16 protein-coding genes are annotated in these 16665 nt (G+C 75.0%); 10 read left to right on the forward strand and 6 right to left on the reverse strand.

Going from position 1 to position 16665, the window contains the following annotated elements; translation table 11 throughout:
- Nucleotide 1 precedes the first annotated feature (1 nt).
- From UIS43_RS05260 to UIS43_RS05290, 7 genes are read left to right on the forward strand one after another with little or no spacing between them, the layout of a single operon-like run.
- Nucleotides 2-1162, forward strand: a complete 1161-nt coding sequence (locus UIS43_RS05260) for an inositol-3-phosphate synthase (RefSeq protein WP_013153353.1) — start codon at nt 2-4, stop codon at nt 1160-1162.
- Nucleotides 1159-2037, forward strand: a complete 879-nt coding sequence (locus UIS43_RS05265; protein WP_071622181.1) for an SCO3242 family prenyltransferase — start codon at nt 1159-1161, stop codon at nt 2035-2037. The genes UIS43_RS05260 and UIS43_RS05265 overlap by 4 nt, the downstream gene beginning before the upstream one ends.
- The gene (locus UIS43_RS05270) at nt 2034-2888 is read left to right on the forward strand and encodes a sugar phosphate isomerase/epimerase family protein (RefSeq protein ID WP_370012619.1); all 855 of its coding nucleotides are present in this window, start codon (nt 2034-2036) and stop codon (nt 2886-2888) included. Before UIS43_RS05265 ends, UIS43_RS05270 begins: the two co-directional genes overlap by 4 nt.
- Nucleotides 2885-3562: an EboA domain-containing protein gene (locus tag UIS43_RS05275; protein ID WP_013153356.1), complete on the forward strand. Its 678-nt coding sequence runs from the start codon at nt 2885-2887 to the stop codon at nt 3560-3562. The genes UIS43_RS05270 and UIS43_RS05275 overlap by 4 nt, the downstream gene beginning before the upstream one ends.
- The gene (locus UIS43_RS05280) at nt 3562-4437 is read left to right on the forward strand and encodes a TatD family hydrolase (protein WP_013153357.1); all 876 of its coding nucleotides are present in this window, start codon (nt 3562-3564) and stop codon (nt 4435-4437) included. The genes UIS43_RS05275 and UIS43_RS05280 overlap by 1 nt, the downstream gene beginning before the upstream one ends.
- On the forward strand, nt 4434-5600 hold the full coding sequence (gene eboE, locus UIS43_RS05285) for a metabolite traffic protein EboE (protein WP_071622182.1): 1167 nt from the start codon (nt 4434-4436) through the stop codon (nt 5598-5600). The genes UIS43_RS05280 and eboE overlap by 4 nt, the downstream gene beginning before the upstream one ends.
- Nucleotides 5601-5627: 27 nt before the next feature.
- Nucleotides 5628-7031 (forward strand): alkaline phosphatase family protein, encoded by a 1404-nt coding sequence (locus UIS43_RS05290; protein ID WP_370012620.1) that lies wholly within the window; start codon nt 5628-5630, stop codon nt 7029-7031.
- A 236-nt stretch (nt 7032-7267) separates the two neighbouring features.
- On the opposite strand, the gene UIS43_RS05295 is transcribed toward UIS43_RS05290, so the two are convergent.
- The 4 genes from UIS43_RS05295 to UIS43_RS05310 all read right to left on the reverse strand — a co-directional run bounded on the left by UIS43_RS05295 (nt 7268) and on the right by UIS43_RS05310 (nt 12156).
- Nucleotides 7268-7918: a class II aldolase/adducin family protein gene (locus tag UIS43_RS05295; protein WP_013153360.1), complete on the reverse strand. Its 651-nt coding sequence runs from the start codon at nt 7916-7918 to the stop codon at nt 7268-7270.
- Complete coding sequence (gene otnK / locus UIS43_RS05300; protein WP_013153361.1) at nt 7915-9165, reverse strand: 3-oxo-tetronate kinase; 1251 nt, start codon at nt 9163-9165, stop codon at nt 7915-7917. Before otnK ends, UIS43_RS05295 begins: the two co-directional genes overlap by 4 nt.
- 195 nt (nt 9166-9360) lie before the next feature.
- Nucleotides 9361-10767 carry a GntP family permease gene (locus UIS43_RS05305; RefSeq protein WP_013153362.1) on the reverse strand — a complete coding sequence of 469 codons (1407 nt, stop codon included), beginning with the start codon at nt 10765-10767 and terminating at the stop codon, nt 9361-9363.
- An 18-nt stretch (nt 10768-10785) separates the two neighbouring features.
- Nucleotides 10786-12156: a homoserine dehydrogenase NAD-binding protein gene (locus UIS43_RS05310; protein ID WP_013153363.1), complete on the reverse strand. Its 1371-nt coding sequence runs from the start codon at nt 12154-12156 to the stop codon at nt 10786-10788.
- A 168-nt stretch (nt 12157-12324) separates the two neighbouring features.
- Here UIS43_RS05310 and UIS43_RS05315 point away from each other — a divergent pair, with 168 nt between their 5' ends.
- The 3 genes from UIS43_RS05315 to UIS43_RS05325 all read left to right on the forward strand — a co-directional run bounded on the left by UIS43_RS05315 (nt 12325) and on the right by UIS43_RS05325 (nt 15270).
- Entirely contained in the window at nt 12325-13131 is an 807-nt protein-coding gene (locus UIS43_RS05315) for a DeoR/GlpR family DNA-binding transcription regulator (protein WP_013153364.1), read from the forward strand.
- 298 nt (nt 13132-13429) lie between these two features.
- Nucleotides 13430-14167, forward strand: a complete 738-nt coding sequence (locus UIS43_RS05320; RefSeq protein WP_013153365.1) for a sugar phosphate isomerase/epimerase — start codon at nt 13430-13432, stop codon at nt 14165-14167.
- Nucleotides 14164-15270, forward strand: coding sequence for a Gfo/Idh/MocA family protein (locus tag UIS43_RS05325; RefSeq protein WP_013153366.1), 1107 nt, complete (start codon nt 14164-14166; stop codon nt 15268-15270). The genes UIS43_RS05320 and UIS43_RS05325 overlap by 4 nt, the downstream gene beginning before the upstream one ends.
- Before the next feature lie 65 nt (nt 15271-15335).
- On the opposite strand, the gene UIS43_RS05330 is transcribed toward UIS43_RS05325, so the two are convergent.
- The gene (locus tag UIS43_RS05330; protein ID WP_013153367.1) at nt 15336-15977 is read right to left on the reverse strand and encodes a TetR/AcrR family transcriptional regulator; all 642 of its coding nucleotides are present in this window, start codon (nt 15975-15977) and stop codon (nt 15336-15338) included.
- A gap of 148 nt (nt 15978-16125) precedes the next feature.
- On the reverse strand, nt 16126-16605 hold the full coding sequence (locus UIS43_RS05335) for a hypothetical protein (protein ID WP_013153368.1): 480 nt from the start codon (nt 16603-16605) through the stop codon (nt 16126-16128).
- Between the last annotated feature and the right edge of the window lie 60 nt (nt 16606-16665).

Below are 16665 nucleotides of genomic sequence, written 5' to 3' on the forward strand. Positions count from 1 at the left end.
GTTGACGCGAGTCGGAGTATGGCTGATCGGGGCGCGGGGGTCGGTGGCGACCACCGCCGTCCTGGGAGCCCTGGCGGTGCGGTCCGGGGCGTCGGGGCGGACGGGGTGCGTGACCGAGCGCCCCGAGTTCGCCCCGGCGCGCCTGCCCGGGATCGGCGACCTGGTCTTCGGCGGCCACGACGTCTCCGAGATACGCCTGTGCAAGAACGCCGAGCGGCTTGCCCGGGCGGGGGTGCTGCCCGCGCACCTGCCGCCGGCCTTCGCCGACGAACTGGACCGGACCGAGCACCGTCTGCGCCGGGGCCTGCACGCCGCCGCCACCACCGGGGTGGGGCGCCGCGACGTGGACCGCCTGGAGGCGGACCTGCGCGAGTTCGCCGAACGGGAGGCGCTCGAACGCGTCGTGGTGGTGGACCTGTCCAGCACCGAGCCCCGGCCCGAACCGCACGCCGAGCACACCGACGCCGACGCCCTGGAGGCGGCCCTGGACGCCGGGACCGCGCGGATCCCGGCCAGCTCCGCGTACGCCTACGCGGCCCTGCGGGCGGGCTGCGCGTTCGTGGAGTTCACGCCCAATACCGGGCCCCGGCTGCCCGCCCTGGCGCGGCTCGTCGAGCGCTCGGTCGTGCCGTGGGCCGGGTGCGACGGCAAGACCGGGGAGACCCTGGTCAAGAGCGCGCTCGCGCCGATGTTCGCCGCCCGGGCGCTGCACGTGCGCTCGTGGTCCTCGCTCAACCTGCTCGGCGGCGGCGACGGCGCCACCCTGGCCGACCCGGCCAACGCCGAGAGCAAACTCGCGTCCAAGGCGCGGGGTCTGGAGCACATGCTGGGCCACGGCCCGGACGGGCCCCTGCACATCGACTACGTCCCGGACCTGGGCGACGCCAAGGTCGCCTGGGACCACGTCTCGTTCGAGGGGTTCCTGGGGGCGCGGATGACCCTGCAGTTCACCTGGTCGGGCTACGACTCCGCGCTGGCCGCGCCCCTGGTGCTGGACCTGGCGCGGCTGACCGCCCACGCCCACCGGCGGGGCCGGGTGGGCCCCGTGCCGGAGCTGGCGTTCTTCTTCAAGGACCCCGTGGGCACCCGCGAACACGGCCTCGCCGAACAGTGGCGGGCTCTGACGTCCTGGTGCGCGGCACCGGAGGAGGAGGCCGAGTGAGAGCGCGCGACCTGGCGAGGCTGGTGCGCCTGCCCGCGGCGCTGAGCGTTCCCGGCGACACGCTGGCCGGTGCCGCGGCGGCGGGGGGCCTGCGCGGCCCCGGGGCATGGGCGCTGCCCGCCGCCTCGGTGTGCCTGTACTGGGCGGGCATGGCCCTCAACGACTACGCCGACCGGGAGGTGGACGCGGTCGAGCGCCCCGAACGCCCCATCCCCTCGGGAGCGGTGCGCCCCGGCGAGGCCCTGGCGGTCGCCGCGGGGCTGACCGCGACGGGCGTGGGCCTGGCCGCGGCGGCGGGCGGACGCCGGGCGGCGGGGGTGGGCACGGCCCTGGCCGCCACCGTGTGGGGCTACGACCTCCTCCTCAAGAGGACCCCTCTGGCCCCGCTGGGCATGGCGGCGGCCCGGGGGCTGGACGTGCTGCTGGGCGCCGGCGCGCGCCCCGCCGACGCGGCCAGGCCCGCGCTGGCGCTGGCCGTCCACACGCTCGGGGTGACCGCCCTGAGCCGGGGCGAGGTGCACGGGACGCGGCCCTCCGTGGCGGCGGGTGCGCTGGTGTGCACCCTGGCCAGCGCCGCGCTCGCCGCCGCGCCCGCACGGCCCACGCGCGAAGGCGCGGCGGGCGGCGCCGCGGCCAGGGCCCTGGCGGGGGCGCTCGCGGGGGTCTTCGCGCTGGGGGTGGGATCCGCGCAGGCCAGGGCGCTGGTCGAGCCCGAGGCGCACCACGCGCGCGCGGCGACGGGCGCGGGCATCCGGGGGATGATCCCGCTCCAGGCGGCCCTGCTGGCCGGGTACGGCGCGCCGGACGCCGCGTGCGCGCTCGCCGTCGGCGTGCCCGTGGCGGCGAGGGCGTCCAAGGCGGTGTCGTTCACATGAGGTTCGGATACGGCACCAACGGCTTCTGGGACCACCGGCTGGACGACGCGCTGGCCCTGATCGCCGACCTCGGCTACGAGGGGGTGGGGCTGACGCTGGACCACCCGCACCTGGACCCCTTCACGCCGGACGCCTTCGCGCGCACCGCGCGCATCGGTCGGCGGCTGTCCGAACTGGGGCTGGCGGTGGTCGTGGAGACCGGTGCCCGCTACCTGATGGACCCGCGCCGCAAGCACGAGCCCACCCTGGTCTCCGACGAGGGCGCCGAGCTGCGGGTGGACCTGCTGCGCCGCGCGGTGCGCGTCGCCGACGACCTGGGGGCCGAGGCCGTCTCCTTCTGGTCGGGCATCCTCCCGGCGGGGGTGAGCCGGGAGCGGGGCTGGTCGCGGCTGACCTCGGGCGTGGAGCGGGTCCTGGCCACCGCCGACGACCTCGGCGTGGACTGCGCGTTCGAGCCCGAGCCCGGCATGTTCGTAGAACGGGTGGCCGACGCGCTGGAGCTGCGCGAGCGGCTGGGCGACCCGCCGCGCCTGCGGGTGACGGTGGACGTCGGGCACGGCGTGTGCAACGAGCCGGACGGCCCCGAGGGCGCGGTCCGGCGGGCCGGGGCCCTGATCGCCAACGTCCAGCTGGACGACATGCGGCCGGACGTGCACGAGCACCTGGAGTTCGGCGACGGCGAGATCGACCTGCCCGGGGTCCTGGGCGCTCTGGAGGATGTCGGCTACCGGGGTCTGGCGTCGGTGGAGCTGCCCCGCCACGGGCACGCCGCTCCCCTGGTGGCCGAGCGGTCGATCCGCGCGCTCACGCGGGCGCTGGCCGACTCCCGCGCGCGGAGGGCGGGGGTGTGAGCGGGGAGTACGCCTTCCTGGACACGGACGCGGCGCGCGGGGCCCTGGCCGCCCAGGTCGGGCAGGTGCGCGAGCGGCCCGCGCGGATCGCCGTGCTCTTCCCCGCGGCGGCCAGGAGCGTGGCGCGCGGGGCCGGCCCGTCGGGCGACCCCGACGGGGTGGCCGGGCCGACCCTGGAGGACATGGCGCGCGTGGAGCTGCTGGCCGCGCTGTCCGGGGCCCTGGCCCCGCCGGAGCTGGCCCGGGAGGTCCGCGACCTGTACCACCACGGTGACGCGGGTGAGCGGCGCGCCGTCCTGCGGGGCCTGGACGCGCTCGACGTGCGCGGCCGGGGCCGGGAGGAGGTGGCCGGTGCGGCGCGCGAGCTGCTGGCCGACGCGATGCGCGCCAACGACACCCGGCTGGTCGCGGCGGCGGCCGCCAGCGCGGCGACGGCCCTGCTCGACGCCGACTCCTGGCGCCAGGGAATCCTCAAGTGCCTGTTCACCGGGGTGCCGCTGGGATCGGCGGCCGGGCTGCCCGACCGCGCCGATGAGGAGCTGGCGCGCATGTGCGCCGACCACGCCGAGGAGCGGCTCCTGGCGGGGCGGCCGGTCCCCGCCGACGTCCACCTCGTGCTGCGGCACTTCCCCGGGCAGGCCGCCCGCCTGGACTCCCACAGAACGGAGGCGTGATGCGTATCTTCGACCCGCACATCCACATGACCTCGCGCACCACCGACGACTACGAGGCGATGTACGCCGCTGGGGTGCGCGCGGTGGTCGAGCCGTCGTTCTGGCTGGGCCAGCCCCGGACCGGCGTGAGCTCGTTCCGCGACTACTTCGACGGCCTCGTGGGCTGGGAGCGGTTCCGGGCCGAGCGGTTCGGGATCCGCCACCACTGCACGATCGCGCTCAACCCGAAGGAGGCCAACGACCCCCGCCTGTCGGGGGTGCTGGACCTGCTCCCCCGCTACCTGGCCAAGGACGGCGTGGTGGCGGTCGGCGAGGTGGGCTTCGACTCCGGCACCGCCGAGGAGGAGAGGGCCTTCCGCCACCAGCTGGAGCTGGCCGGGGAGTTCGGGCTGCCCGTCCTGGTGCACACCCCGCACCGGGACAAGGCGGCCGGGACCCGCCGCACCCTCCAGCTGGTCGCCGAGTCGGGGCTGGCGCCCGAGCGGGTGCTCGTGGACCACCTCAACGAGGCCACTGTGGCCATGGTGCACGAGTCGGGGTGCACGCTGGGCTTCTCCATCTACCCCGACACCAAGATGAGCCCGGAGCGCATGGTCCGCGTCCTGTCGGAGTGGGGCCCGGAGCGGATGGTGGTCAACTCCGCCGCCGACTGGGGCCGCAGCGACCCGCTCGCCACCCTGCGCACCGGCGAGGCCATGCTCGCCGCGGGCTTCACCGGACGCGACGTCGAACGCGTGCTGTGGGACAACCCGGTGGAGTTCTACGGCCGCAGCGGGCGCCTGCTGCTGGACGACGTGCACGGGGCCGACCACACCGCGACCTACTCGGGGAACTCGGTGCTGCGCGGCGAGCGCGCGGGCGGGGGTGCCGCGTGAGGCTGCGCCACCCCGACGGAACGGTCGTCCACCTCGCCTACTGCACCAACGTGCACCCCGCCGAGGACCTGGACGGCGTCCTGCGCCAGATCCGCGTCCACGGCGGCGGCGTGCGCGAGGCCCTGGGCGCGGACCGGCTCGGCCTGGGCCTGTGGCTGCCCGCCCCGCTGGCCCGGGAGCTGGCGGCCGATCCGCGCCTGACCGACCGGCTGCGCGCGGAGCTGGAGGCCAACGGGCTGGAGACGGTGACCCTCAACGCCTTCCCCTACACCGGGTTCCACGCGCCCGTGGTCAAGCGGGCCGTGTACCACCCCGACTGGACCGACCGGGCCCGGCTGGACTACACGGTGGACTGCGCCCGGGTGCTGGCCGGGCTGCTGCCCGACGACGCCGCGCGCGGCAGCGTCTCCACCCTCCCCCTGGCCTGGCGCGAACCGTGGGACCCCGGCCGCCTGGCCGCCGCCCGCGCGCACCTGGCCGAACTCTCCGGCGCCCTGGAGGACCTGGCACGGCAGGGGCGGCCGGTGCGGGTGGGACTGGAGCCCGAACCGGGGTGCGTCGTCGAGACCACCCGGGACGCGGCCCGCCTGCTCGGGGATCCGCCGCCGCACCTGGGAGTGTGCCTGGACACCTGCCACCTGGCGACGGCCTTCGAGGAGCCGGGGGCGGCCCTGGACCGGCTCTCCGGCGCGGGCCTGCCCGTGGTCAAGACCCAGGCGTCGGCGGCCGTGGAGGTCCCCGACCCCGCCGACCCGGCCGCGCGCGAGGCCCTCGCCGCCTTCACCGAGGACCGCTTCCTGCACCAGACGCGCGCACACGGCGGGGACGGGGCGCGGGAGGGCCGCGACGACCTGCACGAGGCCCTGGGCGGCGCCGACCCCCTGCCCGACGACGCGCCCTGGCGCACCCACTTCCATGTGCCCCTGCACGCGCCCGCCGCCGCCCCGCTGCGCGGGACCAACGAGCACCTCGCCCGCACCCTCGAATGCCTCCTGGGGCCCGGCGGCGCGCGCACCGACCACGTGGAGGTGGAGACCTACACCTGGTCGGTGCTGCCGAGGGAGCGGCGCCCCGCCGACGGCAGGGGGCTCACCGAGGGCATCGCCGCCGAGGTGGCCTGGGCCCGCGACCGGTTGACCGACCTCGGCCTGACCCTGCTCTGACACCCCGCGAACCGAAGGGACACCCCCATGCCGACGGAGGAACCGCGCCTGCTCGTGGTCGACGCGGTCGGGCTCACGCCCCGGCTGCTGCGGCACGCGCCCCGGCTGCGCGCCGTGGCCGACCAGGGCTGGCAGGCCCCGCTGGAGACCGTCCTGCCCGCCGTGACCTGCACCGTCCAGTCCACGTTCCTGACCGGCCGGACCCCCGCCGGGCACGGCGCCGTCGGCAACGGCTGGTACTTCCGGGACCTGGGCGAGGTGTACCTGTGGCGCCAGCACAACCGCCTGGTCCAGGGCGAGAAGGTGTGGGAGACCGCCCGGCGCCACCGACCGGGTTTTCGCACCGCGAACGTGTGCTGGTGGTACGCCATGGGCGCCACCACCGACTGGACCGTCACGCCCAGGCCGGTCTACCACGCCGACGGGCGCAAGTCCCCCGACTGCTACACCCGGCCGCCCGCCCTCCACGACGAGCTGACCGCGGAGCTGGGGCCCTTCCCGCTCTTCCAGTACTGGGGGCCGACCGCGTCGCTGCGCTCCACCGAGTGGATCGTGGCCGCGACCCGCAGACTGATGCCCCGCGCCGACCTGACCCTGTGCTACGTCCCCCACCTGGACTACGACCTGCAGCGGTACGGCCCCGACTCGGAGCAGGCCCGCCGGGCGGTGGTGGACATGGACGCGGCCCTGGCTCCCCTGCTGGACGACGCCGAGCGCTCGGGCACCGCCGTGATGGTCCTGAGCGAGTACGGCATCACCCCCGCCGACAGGCCCGTGCACGTCAACCGGGTACTGCGCGAGGCAGGGCTGCTGGAGGTGTACACCCAGCACGGGATGGAGTACCTGGACCCGTGGGAGTCGCGCGCCTTCGCGGTGGCCGACCACCAGTGCGCGCACGTCTACGTCCGCGACCCCGGCGACGTGCCCGGGGTCGCCCGCCTCCTGGCCGGGGTGGAGGGGGTGGACCTGGTCCTGGACCGCGACGGGCAGGCGGAGCACGGGCTGGACCACGAGCGCTCCGGCGAACTGGTCCTCGTGGCCGGCCCGGGCGCCTGGTTCACCTACTACTACTGGCTGCGCGACGCGGCGGCTCCGGACTTCGCGCGGGGCGTGGACATCCACCGCAAGCCGGGCTACGACCCCGCCGAACTCTTCCTGGACCCCGCCGACCGGCTGGTCAGAGCCCGCGCGGCGGCCAACCTCGCCCGCAAGAAGGTGGGTCTGCGCTACGCCATGAACGTGGTCCCGCTCGACCCGGGCTGCGTGCGCGGCACCCACGGGCGCGCGCACGCCGACCACGACGACGGCCCCCTGGTGCTGTGCTCCGACCCCGGCTCCGCCCGGGAACGCGTCGCGGCCACCGAGGTCCGCGACCTCATACTCGGTCTCGCCGGTGTGCCGGCACCGGCGGGGCCGTCCCCTTCCCCCTGACGCGGTCACCGCGGGGGACCACCGGACCACCCCCTCCACCGGGGTCTTGCGCCTGTGGCGGGGTTCGGCGCCCCGGACTCGCTGCAGGCACGAGGTCACCGCAGGCCAAGGCCCCTCGCGTCGCACCGGCAACGGTTTCGGTCGGTGCCGTATGCGGTGCTCCTGGGACTTCCCCGGCGCGCCCCGCACCGTCGTCGCGGGCGGGGCGGGCCGGGGAAGTCACCCCCGGCGCGGAGTCACAGATCCCAGTCGGTGCCGTAGCGCCCGGTCAGCTCGCGCACGTCCTCGGGCGAGAGCACGGAGAACTCGCTCCCCCGCAGCGACACGACGATGCGCGAGGCCTCCTCCAGCTCGACGGCGCCGTCCAGGGCCGCCGCCGGTCCGGATGCGGCCACGATCGAACCGTGGTTGGCCAGCAGGGCCGCGCGGAACCGTCCGGGCAGGCGGGAGAGGTTGTCGGCGAGCCGGTCGCTGCCCGGCGCCGCGTAGGGCACCAGGGGCGCCTGGCCGACCCGCATGACCAGGTAGGGCGTGACGGGCGGCAGCGCGGACGCCTCCGACCAGGCGGGCAGGCACGAGGCCGCGCAGGCGTGCGGCGAGTGCAGGTGGACGACGGCGCCCGCGTCCGGAACCCGCCGGTACATCGCCTGGTGGAGCGGGAACTCCTTGGAGGGGGGCGGACCGGCGACGTGCTCCCCCGCCCCGTCCAGGACGGACAGGCCCTCGGGGTCGAGGTCGCGCAGGGAGACCCCCGTGGGGCTCATCAGGGTCAGTCCCCCGGCCCGCGCGGACACGTTGCCCGAGGCGCCCGGGCTGAGCCCCAGTTCGACGGCGCGGCGTCCCACCGCGCACAGCTCCCGGGCCGCCTCGCGCGCTTCGCGGTTCACTTGTCCCCCTCCCAGGCGCGGACGAACAGGTCCTCGCGGCCGAAGTTGCCGGACTTGAGCATGAGCTGGACGTCCTCACCGTCGCTGTGTCCGAGCGTCCACGCGACGCCCGGGTCGATCTCGGGTCCCAGCGCCAGCGACGCCACGCCCAGGCGCCGCACGACGGCTCCGCTCGTCTCGCCGCCCGCGACCAGGAGCGCGCGCGCCCCCGCGGCGACCAGGCGTGCGGCGATCTCGGCCAGAGCCTCCTCGATGAGCGGCGCGTCGGCGGTGTCCACGACGTGTTCGGGTGCAGCGGTCGCGTACACCACGAACGGGGACGCGCCGCCCTCCAGGGCGCGCTCCACGGCCAGCGACACCGTCGCCCCGAAGTCCCGGCGCAGGTCGGAGGGGAGCAGGTGGTGTCCCCCGCCGTGGGCGAGGGCGTGGCGCACCTGGCCCTGGGTCGCCCGCGAGGCGCTGCCCGAGAGGACGACGCGCGGCCCCCGGGGCGGGGTGAGCGGCAGGCGGCCGGTCCCGTGGGGGCCGGTGAGCCCCTGGGCGAGGGCGCTGCCGCCGGTCAGCAGGCGCAGGTCCCGCGTCGCGTCGGCGAGCGTGCGCAGGTCGGCGTCGGTCAGGGCGTCCACGACCACGAACCGGGCCCCCTGCGCACCGGCCCGCGCGATGGCGTCGCGCACCGCCTCGGCCCCCCGGGCGACCACCGGCCAGGGCACCAGCGCGATGGCGTCCCCGCCGCCGCTGACCTGGGGGGCGAGCAGGCGCGGGAGGCTGGAGTCGGTCATGGGCGTGAGCGGGTGGTGGCGCATCGGGGACTCGTCGAGGGGGTCGTCCCCCACGAAGAGGTGGCCGCGGTAGACGGTGCGCCCGTTGGCGGGGAAGGCCGGTGCGACGACCGTGACGTCCTCGCCGAGGGCGTCGAGCACCGCCTCCGCGACCGGGCCGATGTTGCCGTCCGGGGTGGAGTCGAAGGTGGAGCAGTACTTGAGGTAGAACCGCTCGCACCCCGCGCTCCGCAGCCGGTCGAGGGCGTCCAGCGAGGCCGCGACCGCCGCGTCGGCGGGCGTGGTGCGCGACTTCAGGGCCACGACGACGGCGTCGGCCCCCTCCGCCGCGGCGGCGACGGGGTCGGCGCCGCCGGGGTCCCGCGAGTCCAGGACCACCGTGGTCCGGTGGCCGGACGCGGTGAGGGCGATCGCGACGTCGGTCGCTCCGGTGAGGTCGTCGGCGATCACGCCGAGGGTCGCCATGTGAGGTACTCCCTGTGGTCGGGGCGGGTCGGTCGGGCGGAGGGGTCCCGGCGCACCGTGCGGCCAGGTGGCCGGGTGCGCCGGAACTCCCCCGCGGGAAACGCGGACGGGGCTGGGCGACTGCTCCTCAGACCGTCCTCAGCCCGCGAGGGCCGGTCCGGGCAGAAACGAAGCGGGGGCCCGAAGGAACACCGCTCAGACGAGGCCGGTCGCGATCATGACGTTGAGCACGAGGAACCCGGTGACGCCCGAGATGAACGAGGCGACGCCGATCGACCGGATGCCCTGGCCCACCGTCATGTTGGACAGCGTGGTGGTGACCCAGAAGCCGGACGAGTTGGCGTGCTTCATGATCTGGGCGCCGGTCGCGCAGGCCAGGTACACCACGATCGGAGCCAGGCCGAGGTCGTCCATCAGGGGCTGCATGATGGCCGCCGAGGTCATCACGCCCAGGATGTTGGAGCCGGTGATCGTGCAGACCGCCGCGCCGACGAGGAAGGGGATGACGACCGGTGACATGCCGGTGCCCTCGATGCTCGCGGCGACGTTCTCGGCCACGCCGGTCTCCCGGATGATGGTGGCCAGCGCTCCGCCGACGCCGGTCAGGGCCAGGGGCATCGCGGCGATGCGCAGGCCCGCCTCGAACAGGTCGTTGAGGGTGGCCTTGTCCTTCCAGCGCCCGCGGAACAGCGGCAGGGCCAGCAGGCAGGCGAGGAAGAGCGCCACCGTCGGCTCGCCGACGAACAGGACGACCTCGGTGTACCAGGCCCCCTCCGGGAGCACCGGACCGGCCAGGGAGGCGACGATGATGAGGACGATGGGGGCCAGGATCGGCACGAGGGAGCCGAACAGGCCCACGCTGGCGGGGGCCGCGGCTCCGTCGGAGGAGGGCTTGGGGCCGGTGCCGTCGGAGACCCCCGGGGCTCCGGCGGAGGGGGTGCCCGGGCCGCCCGCGCCCGCCAGGTGTTCGACGAACTCCGGCTTGGGCGGCACATAGGTCTTGATGAAGGACAGGTAGACCGTCGCGGCGATGACGCCGGGGACGCCCACCATCAGGCCGTAGAGGATGGCCTCGCCCATGCTGACGCCGAGCAGCGAGGCCGACGCGAGCGGGCCGGGGCCGGGCGGGACGACCGAGGTCATGATGTAGGCGCCGAGGTAGAGGATCGGGCCGAGCTTCATCATCGACATGCCCGTGCGGTAGGCCAGGGCGGAGACGATCGGGATGAGCATGACGACCGCGGTGTCGGCGATGAGGGGGATGCCCAGCACGGTCGAGGCCAGGGCGATCGCCCAGGGCACCCTCTTCTCCGCGAACATGTTCAGGGCGGTCTCGGTGATCTTGGTGGCCGCGCCGCTCAGTTCGAGCATCCTGCCGAGCACGCAGCCGAAGATGACCAGAAGGCCGACGCTGGCGAGGGTGCCGCCGAAGCCCTCGGTGACGAGTTCGATGGTCTCGGTGCCGCCCATGCCCAGGACCAGGCCGAGCGCCACGACCACCATGAACAGCGTGGCCACGGGGTGGACCTTGAAGCGCGCGATGAGCAGTACGAGTACCGCGATGGCGGTGAGGAACGCCAACAGGGTGTAGATGTCCGACATGTCAGTGGGTCCGATCGTTCACAGGTGCGTGCGGGCGTGGCGCCAGGCGTCCAGGAGGGGGGCGCTGGCGTCGGCCAGGTCGTCCAGGCGCACCAGTGCGCCCGCCGCGACGTCGCGGCCCAGGGCGGCGTGGGCCGCCAGGTAGAGCGGTGCGACGTCGTCGGGGGCGTCGGCGGCGTCCAGCAGGACGGGGGCCACCCCCTGGACGTCGTGGTGGTGTCCGCCCATGTCCAGCCTGGTCCCGGCGGGGAGGTCGCGCCGGGCGCGCCCGGCCAGGACCGCGTGCGGGGCCGGGTGCCGGGGGGTCACCGCGCGGCGGCGGTCCACGGCGTCCAGCAGGCTCAGCGGGGTCTCCACGCCCATGAGGTGGTAGGGCAGGTAGAGGCAGGCGTAGCGTCCCGAGCGCGAGACCACGTGGCCCTTCTGCGCGAGCAGTGCCCAGGAGACGGGGTCGCCGGTGCGGACGACGGCGAAGACCCCTCCGGCGAAGGAGGCCTCCTCGGGCAGGCGGAGCACGCTGAAGACGTCCACGGCGCCGGACCGGGAGAGGATCCCCCCGTCCTCGGCAAGGGAGTAGACGTCGGCGAGTTCGGCGACGCGCGCGACGGGGTAGTGCAGCTCCTCGGTGTCGGGCACCAGGCCCGTGTGGTTGGCGACGACCCCCATCTCGCAGTAGTCGGCGGCGGCCGAGCGCGACAGGCCCGCCACGGCGCGGGCGCGGGCGGCGAGCGTGGCGGGCACGTCCTCGCCCAGGGTCAGCAGGTCGGCCAGGTCGGGGGCGTCGATCTCCTGGTCGAGCTGGCGCACGCGGCCCGTGGCCGGGTCGAAGACCAGGTCGTACTCGCCCGACTTGCCGATCGCGACGACGTCCAGGCCCAGCAGACGGGTCCGCTCGTACCACTCGATGAGGTTGGCGGGCTGGTCCCCGATCCCGGGGGTGTAGACCACGCCCCGTTCCCGGGCGAGGTCGGCCAGCGCGATCCCGGAGACGGAGTCGACCTCCTTGGAGACCATGACCACGTGGCGTCCGGCCGCGATGGCGGTCCGCGCGGCCCGGGTGCCCGCCTCGGGGCTGCCGGTGGCCTCGACGAGCACGTCGTAGTCGGCGTGTTCGAGGAGGCGGGCGTCGGCGATCACCGCGATCCGCCCGTCGGCCAGCGCGGCCACCTCGTCCGCGCTGGAGCACACCGTCAGCGCGTCGGCCGGGTAGCCGAGCTCGGCGCACAGCGCGATCGTCCCCTCGGTGTCCAGGTCGCACAGGACCGAGGGCCGCAGCCGCTCCATCCGCGGGGTCTGGGCGAGCAGGGTGCGCGCGAAACCGCCGCGGGCTCCGGTGAGCGCGTAGCGCACGGGCGGTGGCGGCGCCGTGGTGGCGTCGGTGGCTTGCATGGGTTCTCCTTCTTCCGGCCTCGCGGGGGGCACGTGTGTGTGCCAGGCCGCTACGGCAACGCGCCATGTTTAACACCAGCGGAACATTAGAGTCAACAATTATCACGACTGGTACCATCTGAGAACACTCGTTACCATGGTGCCCATGAGCGGAACCGAGGGAGAGCGATGATTCCGGCGCAACGGCGTGAGCTGCTCGTGCGGGAGTTGCGCGGTACGGGCGTGCTGAGCGTGAAGGAGCTGTGCGAGATCCTCGACGTATCGCACATGACGGTGCGCCGCGACATCATGACGCTGGAGGAGGAGGGGCGGGTCCGCTCGGTGCCCGGCGGCGTCGAACTGGTCTCGCAGGTGCGCTCGGAGCCCTCCTACCGCGACAAGTCGCGGGTGGACGTGGCCGAGAAGCGGGCGATGGCCCGCGCGGCGGCGGCCCTGGTCGGCGAGGGGCAGACCGTCTACCTGGACGCGGGCACGACGCTGGGGCACCTGGTGCCCTCCCTGTGGAGCGTCACCGGCCTCACCGTCATCACCAACGACATCACCACCGCCGCCTCCCTCACCGACCACCCCGACGTGACCCTGTTCCTCATCGGCGGGCAGATCGACCGCGAGAACCGCTCCTCGGTCGGCGACATCGCGGCCGCCACCATCGAGGAGTTCAACATCGACGTCGCCTTCGTCTCGACGAGTTCGTGGGACCTGAGCCGGGGCACCACCACGCCCTCGCGCGCGAAGGTCGCGGTCAAGCGCGCGGCCATGGCCGCGGCCTCGACGTCGGTGCTGGTCGCCGGGGCCGACAAGTACGGGGCCTTCGGCACCTTCAAGGTCGCCGCGCTCACCAGCTTCGCCTCGGTGATCACCGACGACCGCCTCTCCGAGTCCTCCGTGCGCGCGATCCGGGAGCTGGGCGTGGGCCTGGAGGTCGTCACACCCCAGCGGGAGGCCGACGAGGAGGCGGAGGCCCCCACCGCCTGACCCCCGCTCCGCCGGGGATCCCCCGCGGTCCAGGCGCGCGCGTGCGCACGGCCGGGACGGCACCCGCTCCGCCGGGGCGCCGCCCGGCCCCTCGGCGTGCCCTCCGGCCCTCCTCCTCACGGGGTCGCGCCCGCCCGCGCCCCGCTCCGTTCGTGCGCCCGGATCGTGCGCCCGGAAAAACCCTGGACAAAAATCTTCCAATGTAAGAATCTGGGTGCGCGGCCCCGCCCCGCACCCTCGGGGGCGTGCCGCGATGTGAGCGACAGGGCGATGCCCGAGCGAACGAAGGAGCCCCCCCGTGCCGACAACATCCGTGCAGCTGTACTCGGTCCGTGACGAACTCGCCGACGGCCTGGAGAGCGCCGTGGCACGCCTGGCCGAGATCGGCTTCGCCCACGTGGAGCCGTACGCGTTCCACCTGGACACCGAGGAGTACCGGCGCGTGTTCGCCGCGACGGGCGTCACCGCGCCCTCCGGCCACGCCCCCGTGATCGACGCGCAGGCCCCCGAGGAGATCTTCGACGCGGCCGCCGAACTGGGCGTCGCCACGGTCATCGACCCGCTGGTCCCGGCCGAGCGGTGGCAGACCGCCGACCAGGTGGCCGGACTGGCCGAGCGCGTGAACCGGCTGGCGGAACTGGCCGCCGAGCGGGGTCTGGAGTTCGGCTACCACAACCACGCCTGGGAGCTGAGCACCCGCATCGGCGACAGGCACGCGCTGGAGGTGTTCGTGGAGCACCTGGAGCCGCGGGTCGTGCTGGAGGTGGACACCTACTGGGCGGGGGTCGGCGGCGCCGACGCCGCCGCGCTGCTGCGGGCCTTCGGCGACCGGGTTCGGCTGATCCACGTCAAGGACGGCACCCTGGACGGCGACGTGACACGGCAGCGGCCCGCGGGCGAGGGCGAGGTCGACGTCCGCGCGGTCCTGGAGGCCGCGCCGGGGGCGATCCGCGTGGTCGAGTTCGACGCCTACGCGGGCGACGTGTTCGACGGCATCGCGCGGTCGCTGGCCTGGCTCGGGGAGAACGACCGATGACGCGCACCGGGGCCGCCGGGGTCGGCGTCATCGGCGCGGGCAACATCTCGACCCAGTACCTGGAGAACCTGACCCGGTTCCCCGACGTCGAGGTCCGCTTCGTCGCGGACCTGGACCTGGCGCGCGCCGCCGCGCAGGCCGACGCGTACGGCGTCCCGGCGTCCGGGACCGTGGCGGAGCTGCTGGCGCGCGAGGACGTCGAGGTAGTGGTCAACCTGACCGTCCCGGCCGTGCACACCGAGGTCGGGCACCGGATCCTCGACGCGGGCAAGCACGTGTGGAGCGAGAAGCCCATCGCCCTGGACCACGACGCGGCCGCCGCGCTGCTGGCCAGGGCCGGGGAGGCGGGGCTGCGGGTCGCCTGCGCGCCGGACACGGTGCTGGGGGCGGGGGCGCAGACCGCGCTGCGCGCGATCGCCCGCGGCGACATCGGGGAGCCGCTGACCGCGACCACGATGTTCCACGTGCCCGGGCCCGAGTCCTGGCACCCGGACCCGGACTTCCTCTTCGCCCACGGGGCGGGGCCCCTGTTCGACATGGGCCCGTACTACGTCACCGCGCTCGTGCACGTCTTCGGAGCCGCGACCCGGGTGCAGGCGGTGGCCTCCACCGGCCGCGCGACCCGCACGATCGCGAGCGGTCCCCGCGCGGGCCAGGTGTTCGAGGTGCAGGTGCCGACGCACCACGCCGCGCTGGTGGAGTTCGGCCCGGGCCGCTCCGCCCAGTCCACGTTCTCGTTCCAGCACGCGCTGCCCCGGGCGGGAATGGTGGAGGTCAACGGCACCGAGGGCACGATCGTCCTGCCCGATCCCAACACGTTCGGCGGGGACACCACCCTGTGGCGGTACGACCGGGAGGAGCCGGTCACCATCGCCCCCGAGGGGCCCGTGTACGGGCGCGGGGCCGGGGTCGTCGACCTGGTCCGCGCGCTACGCGCGGGCGGGACCGAACGCGCGTCGGGGGCCGTGGCCTCGCACGTGCTCGACGTGCTGCTGGGCATCCGCGACGCCGCGGCCGGCGGAACGCCCGTGGAGATCACCTCCGCCGTGGCGCCGGTGGCTCCGCTCCCGCAGGGGTGGGACCCGGCCAGCCCGACCCTCTAGCCGGCACGGGCCCGAAGCCCCGGGGGCCGCCACCGCTGGCGTGCGGTGACGGCCCCCGGGCGGGTTCACGTGGCCTGGACCGACGCCCCGCCACCGGTCCCGCCGCCCTCTCCCCCGCCGGGCAGCAGCCGTTCCAGGACCTGGAGCGAGCGGTAGACGTCCACCTCCCGCGGGTCGAGCAGCCACTGCAACTGCAACCCGTCGGACGCGGCGATCACCAGGGCCGCCGCGTCGTCCGGGTCGATGTCGGCCGCGATCTCACCGGAGCGCTGACCGGCGCGTACGCGCTCGGCGAGGTCGGCGCGCAGTGCCCGGAACCGGGCCCGGACGAACTCCCGCGTCGCGGGGTGCCGCTGCTCCTGCAACGCGTCCGTCGTCAGCGTCGCGTACAGCTCGACCAGGCCGGGTATGGAGCGGTTGCGCTCCGCGCTGCGCTCCATCACCGCGACCGCGGAGACGGTGCCCGGATCCGAGGGCTCGCACCCCGTCGCCTCGTGTTCGCGGTAGACCTCCACCAGGAGCTCGTCGCGGGAGGCGAAGTAGTAGCGCAGCGCCGCGTGGGACACCCCGATGGCCTCACCGATCGCCCGCAGCGAAGCGCCCACTCCGTGCTCGGCGAACACCTCGATCGCGCGCGACAGGATCTGTGACCGCCGCTTCTCGGCCTTCCGGTACGTCCGGCCGGAAGCACCCGCACCACCGTTCACCACGCCCTCCTTCGACCCGGACCGCACGGTCGGCCGCCGCTGACGCGCGGCGGGACCGGTGCGGCTCTCTCCCTCGTGGACGCCTACCAGTGTGTCGGCATCGGCGCCGCGGCTCGTCCGTGCCCGGGGCCGGCCGGGGTCTTCCCGTTCACCGGAGGGCGGAAGCCAGGCCCAGGATCAGCAACAGGGGCGCGATCAGCGCCACGACGCGGACGACGGCTCCCGCGGCGGAGGAGAAGGTGACCGCCAGGCAGGCCCGGTGGACGAGGTAGCCGAACAGGGCGGCGGCCAGGGAGATGGCGATGATCTCGGGGTCGGGGCCCTCGGTGACGATCAGGGACGCGGGGAGGCAGGCGTAGAGCAGGGCCGCGACCGCGGAGGGGGCGGCCTTCGTGGCACGGAGCGTCGGGGCCCTGCGGTCGGACGCGCGCCTGCGCTCCAGGAGGAAGGCGATCAGGCCGGGGAGCGTGGTGACCGTGAGAAGGACGGCGTAGGCCATCGTGAGCACGGTGAGGACGGACCCGGGGGTGACGCCGTCCGCGAGCGAGAAGGGCATCAGGAGGATCAGGAAGGCGTGGATCCCGCCGCCGGAGGCGATCCTGGAGACCGCTTCGGCAGCGGTCTCCACGCGTGGGAGTCCCGGATCCGGGGACCTCGGCGCGCTACGGATGGTGTACGACAGCGGACG

The organism is Nocardiopsis sp. LDBS0036, from assembly GCF_041228755.1.
GTDB classification, from domain to species: domain Bacteria; phylum Actinomycetota; class Actinomycetes; order Streptosporangiales; family Streptosporangiaceae; genus Nocardiopsis; species Nocardiopsis dassonvillei.

What these genes read in the sequence shown, in the direction of transcription:
- UIS43_RS05305 (WP_013153362.1), bottom strand. Translation starts at nt 10,767, where the DNA reads ATGTCGGACATCTACACCCTGTTGGCGTTCCTCACCGCCATCGCGGTA.
- UIS43_RS05315 (WP_013153364.1), top strand. Translation starts at nt 12,325, where the DNA reads ATGATTCCGGCGCAACGGCGTGAGCTGCTCGTGCGGGAGTTGCGCGGT.
- UIS43_RS05325 (WP_013153366.1), top strand. Translation starts at nt 14,164, where the DNA reads ATGACGCGCACCGGGGCCGCCGGGGTCGGCGTCATCGGCGCGGGCAAC.
- UIS43_RS05270 (WP_370012619.1), top strand. Translation starts at nt 2,034, where the DNA reads ATGAGGTTCGGATACGGCACCAACGGCTTCTGGGACCACCGGCTGGAC.
- UIS43_RS05280 (WP_013153357.1), top strand. Translation starts at nt 3,562, where the DNA reads ATGCGTATCTTCGACCCGCACATCCACATGACCTCGCGCACCACCGAC.
- UIS43_RS05310 (WP_013153363.1), bottom strand. Translation starts at nt 12,156, where the DNA reads ATGCAAGCCACCGACGCCACCACGGCGCCGCCACCGCCCGTGCGCTAC.
- UIS43_RS05290 (WP_370012620.1), top strand. Translation starts at nt 5,628, where the DNA reads ATGCCGACGGAGGAACCGCGCCTGCTCGTGGTCGACGCGGTCGGGCTC.
- otnK (WP_013153361.1), bottom strand. Translation starts at nt 9,165, where the DNA reads ATGGCGACCCTCGGCGTGATCGCCGACGACCTCACCGGAGCGACCGAC.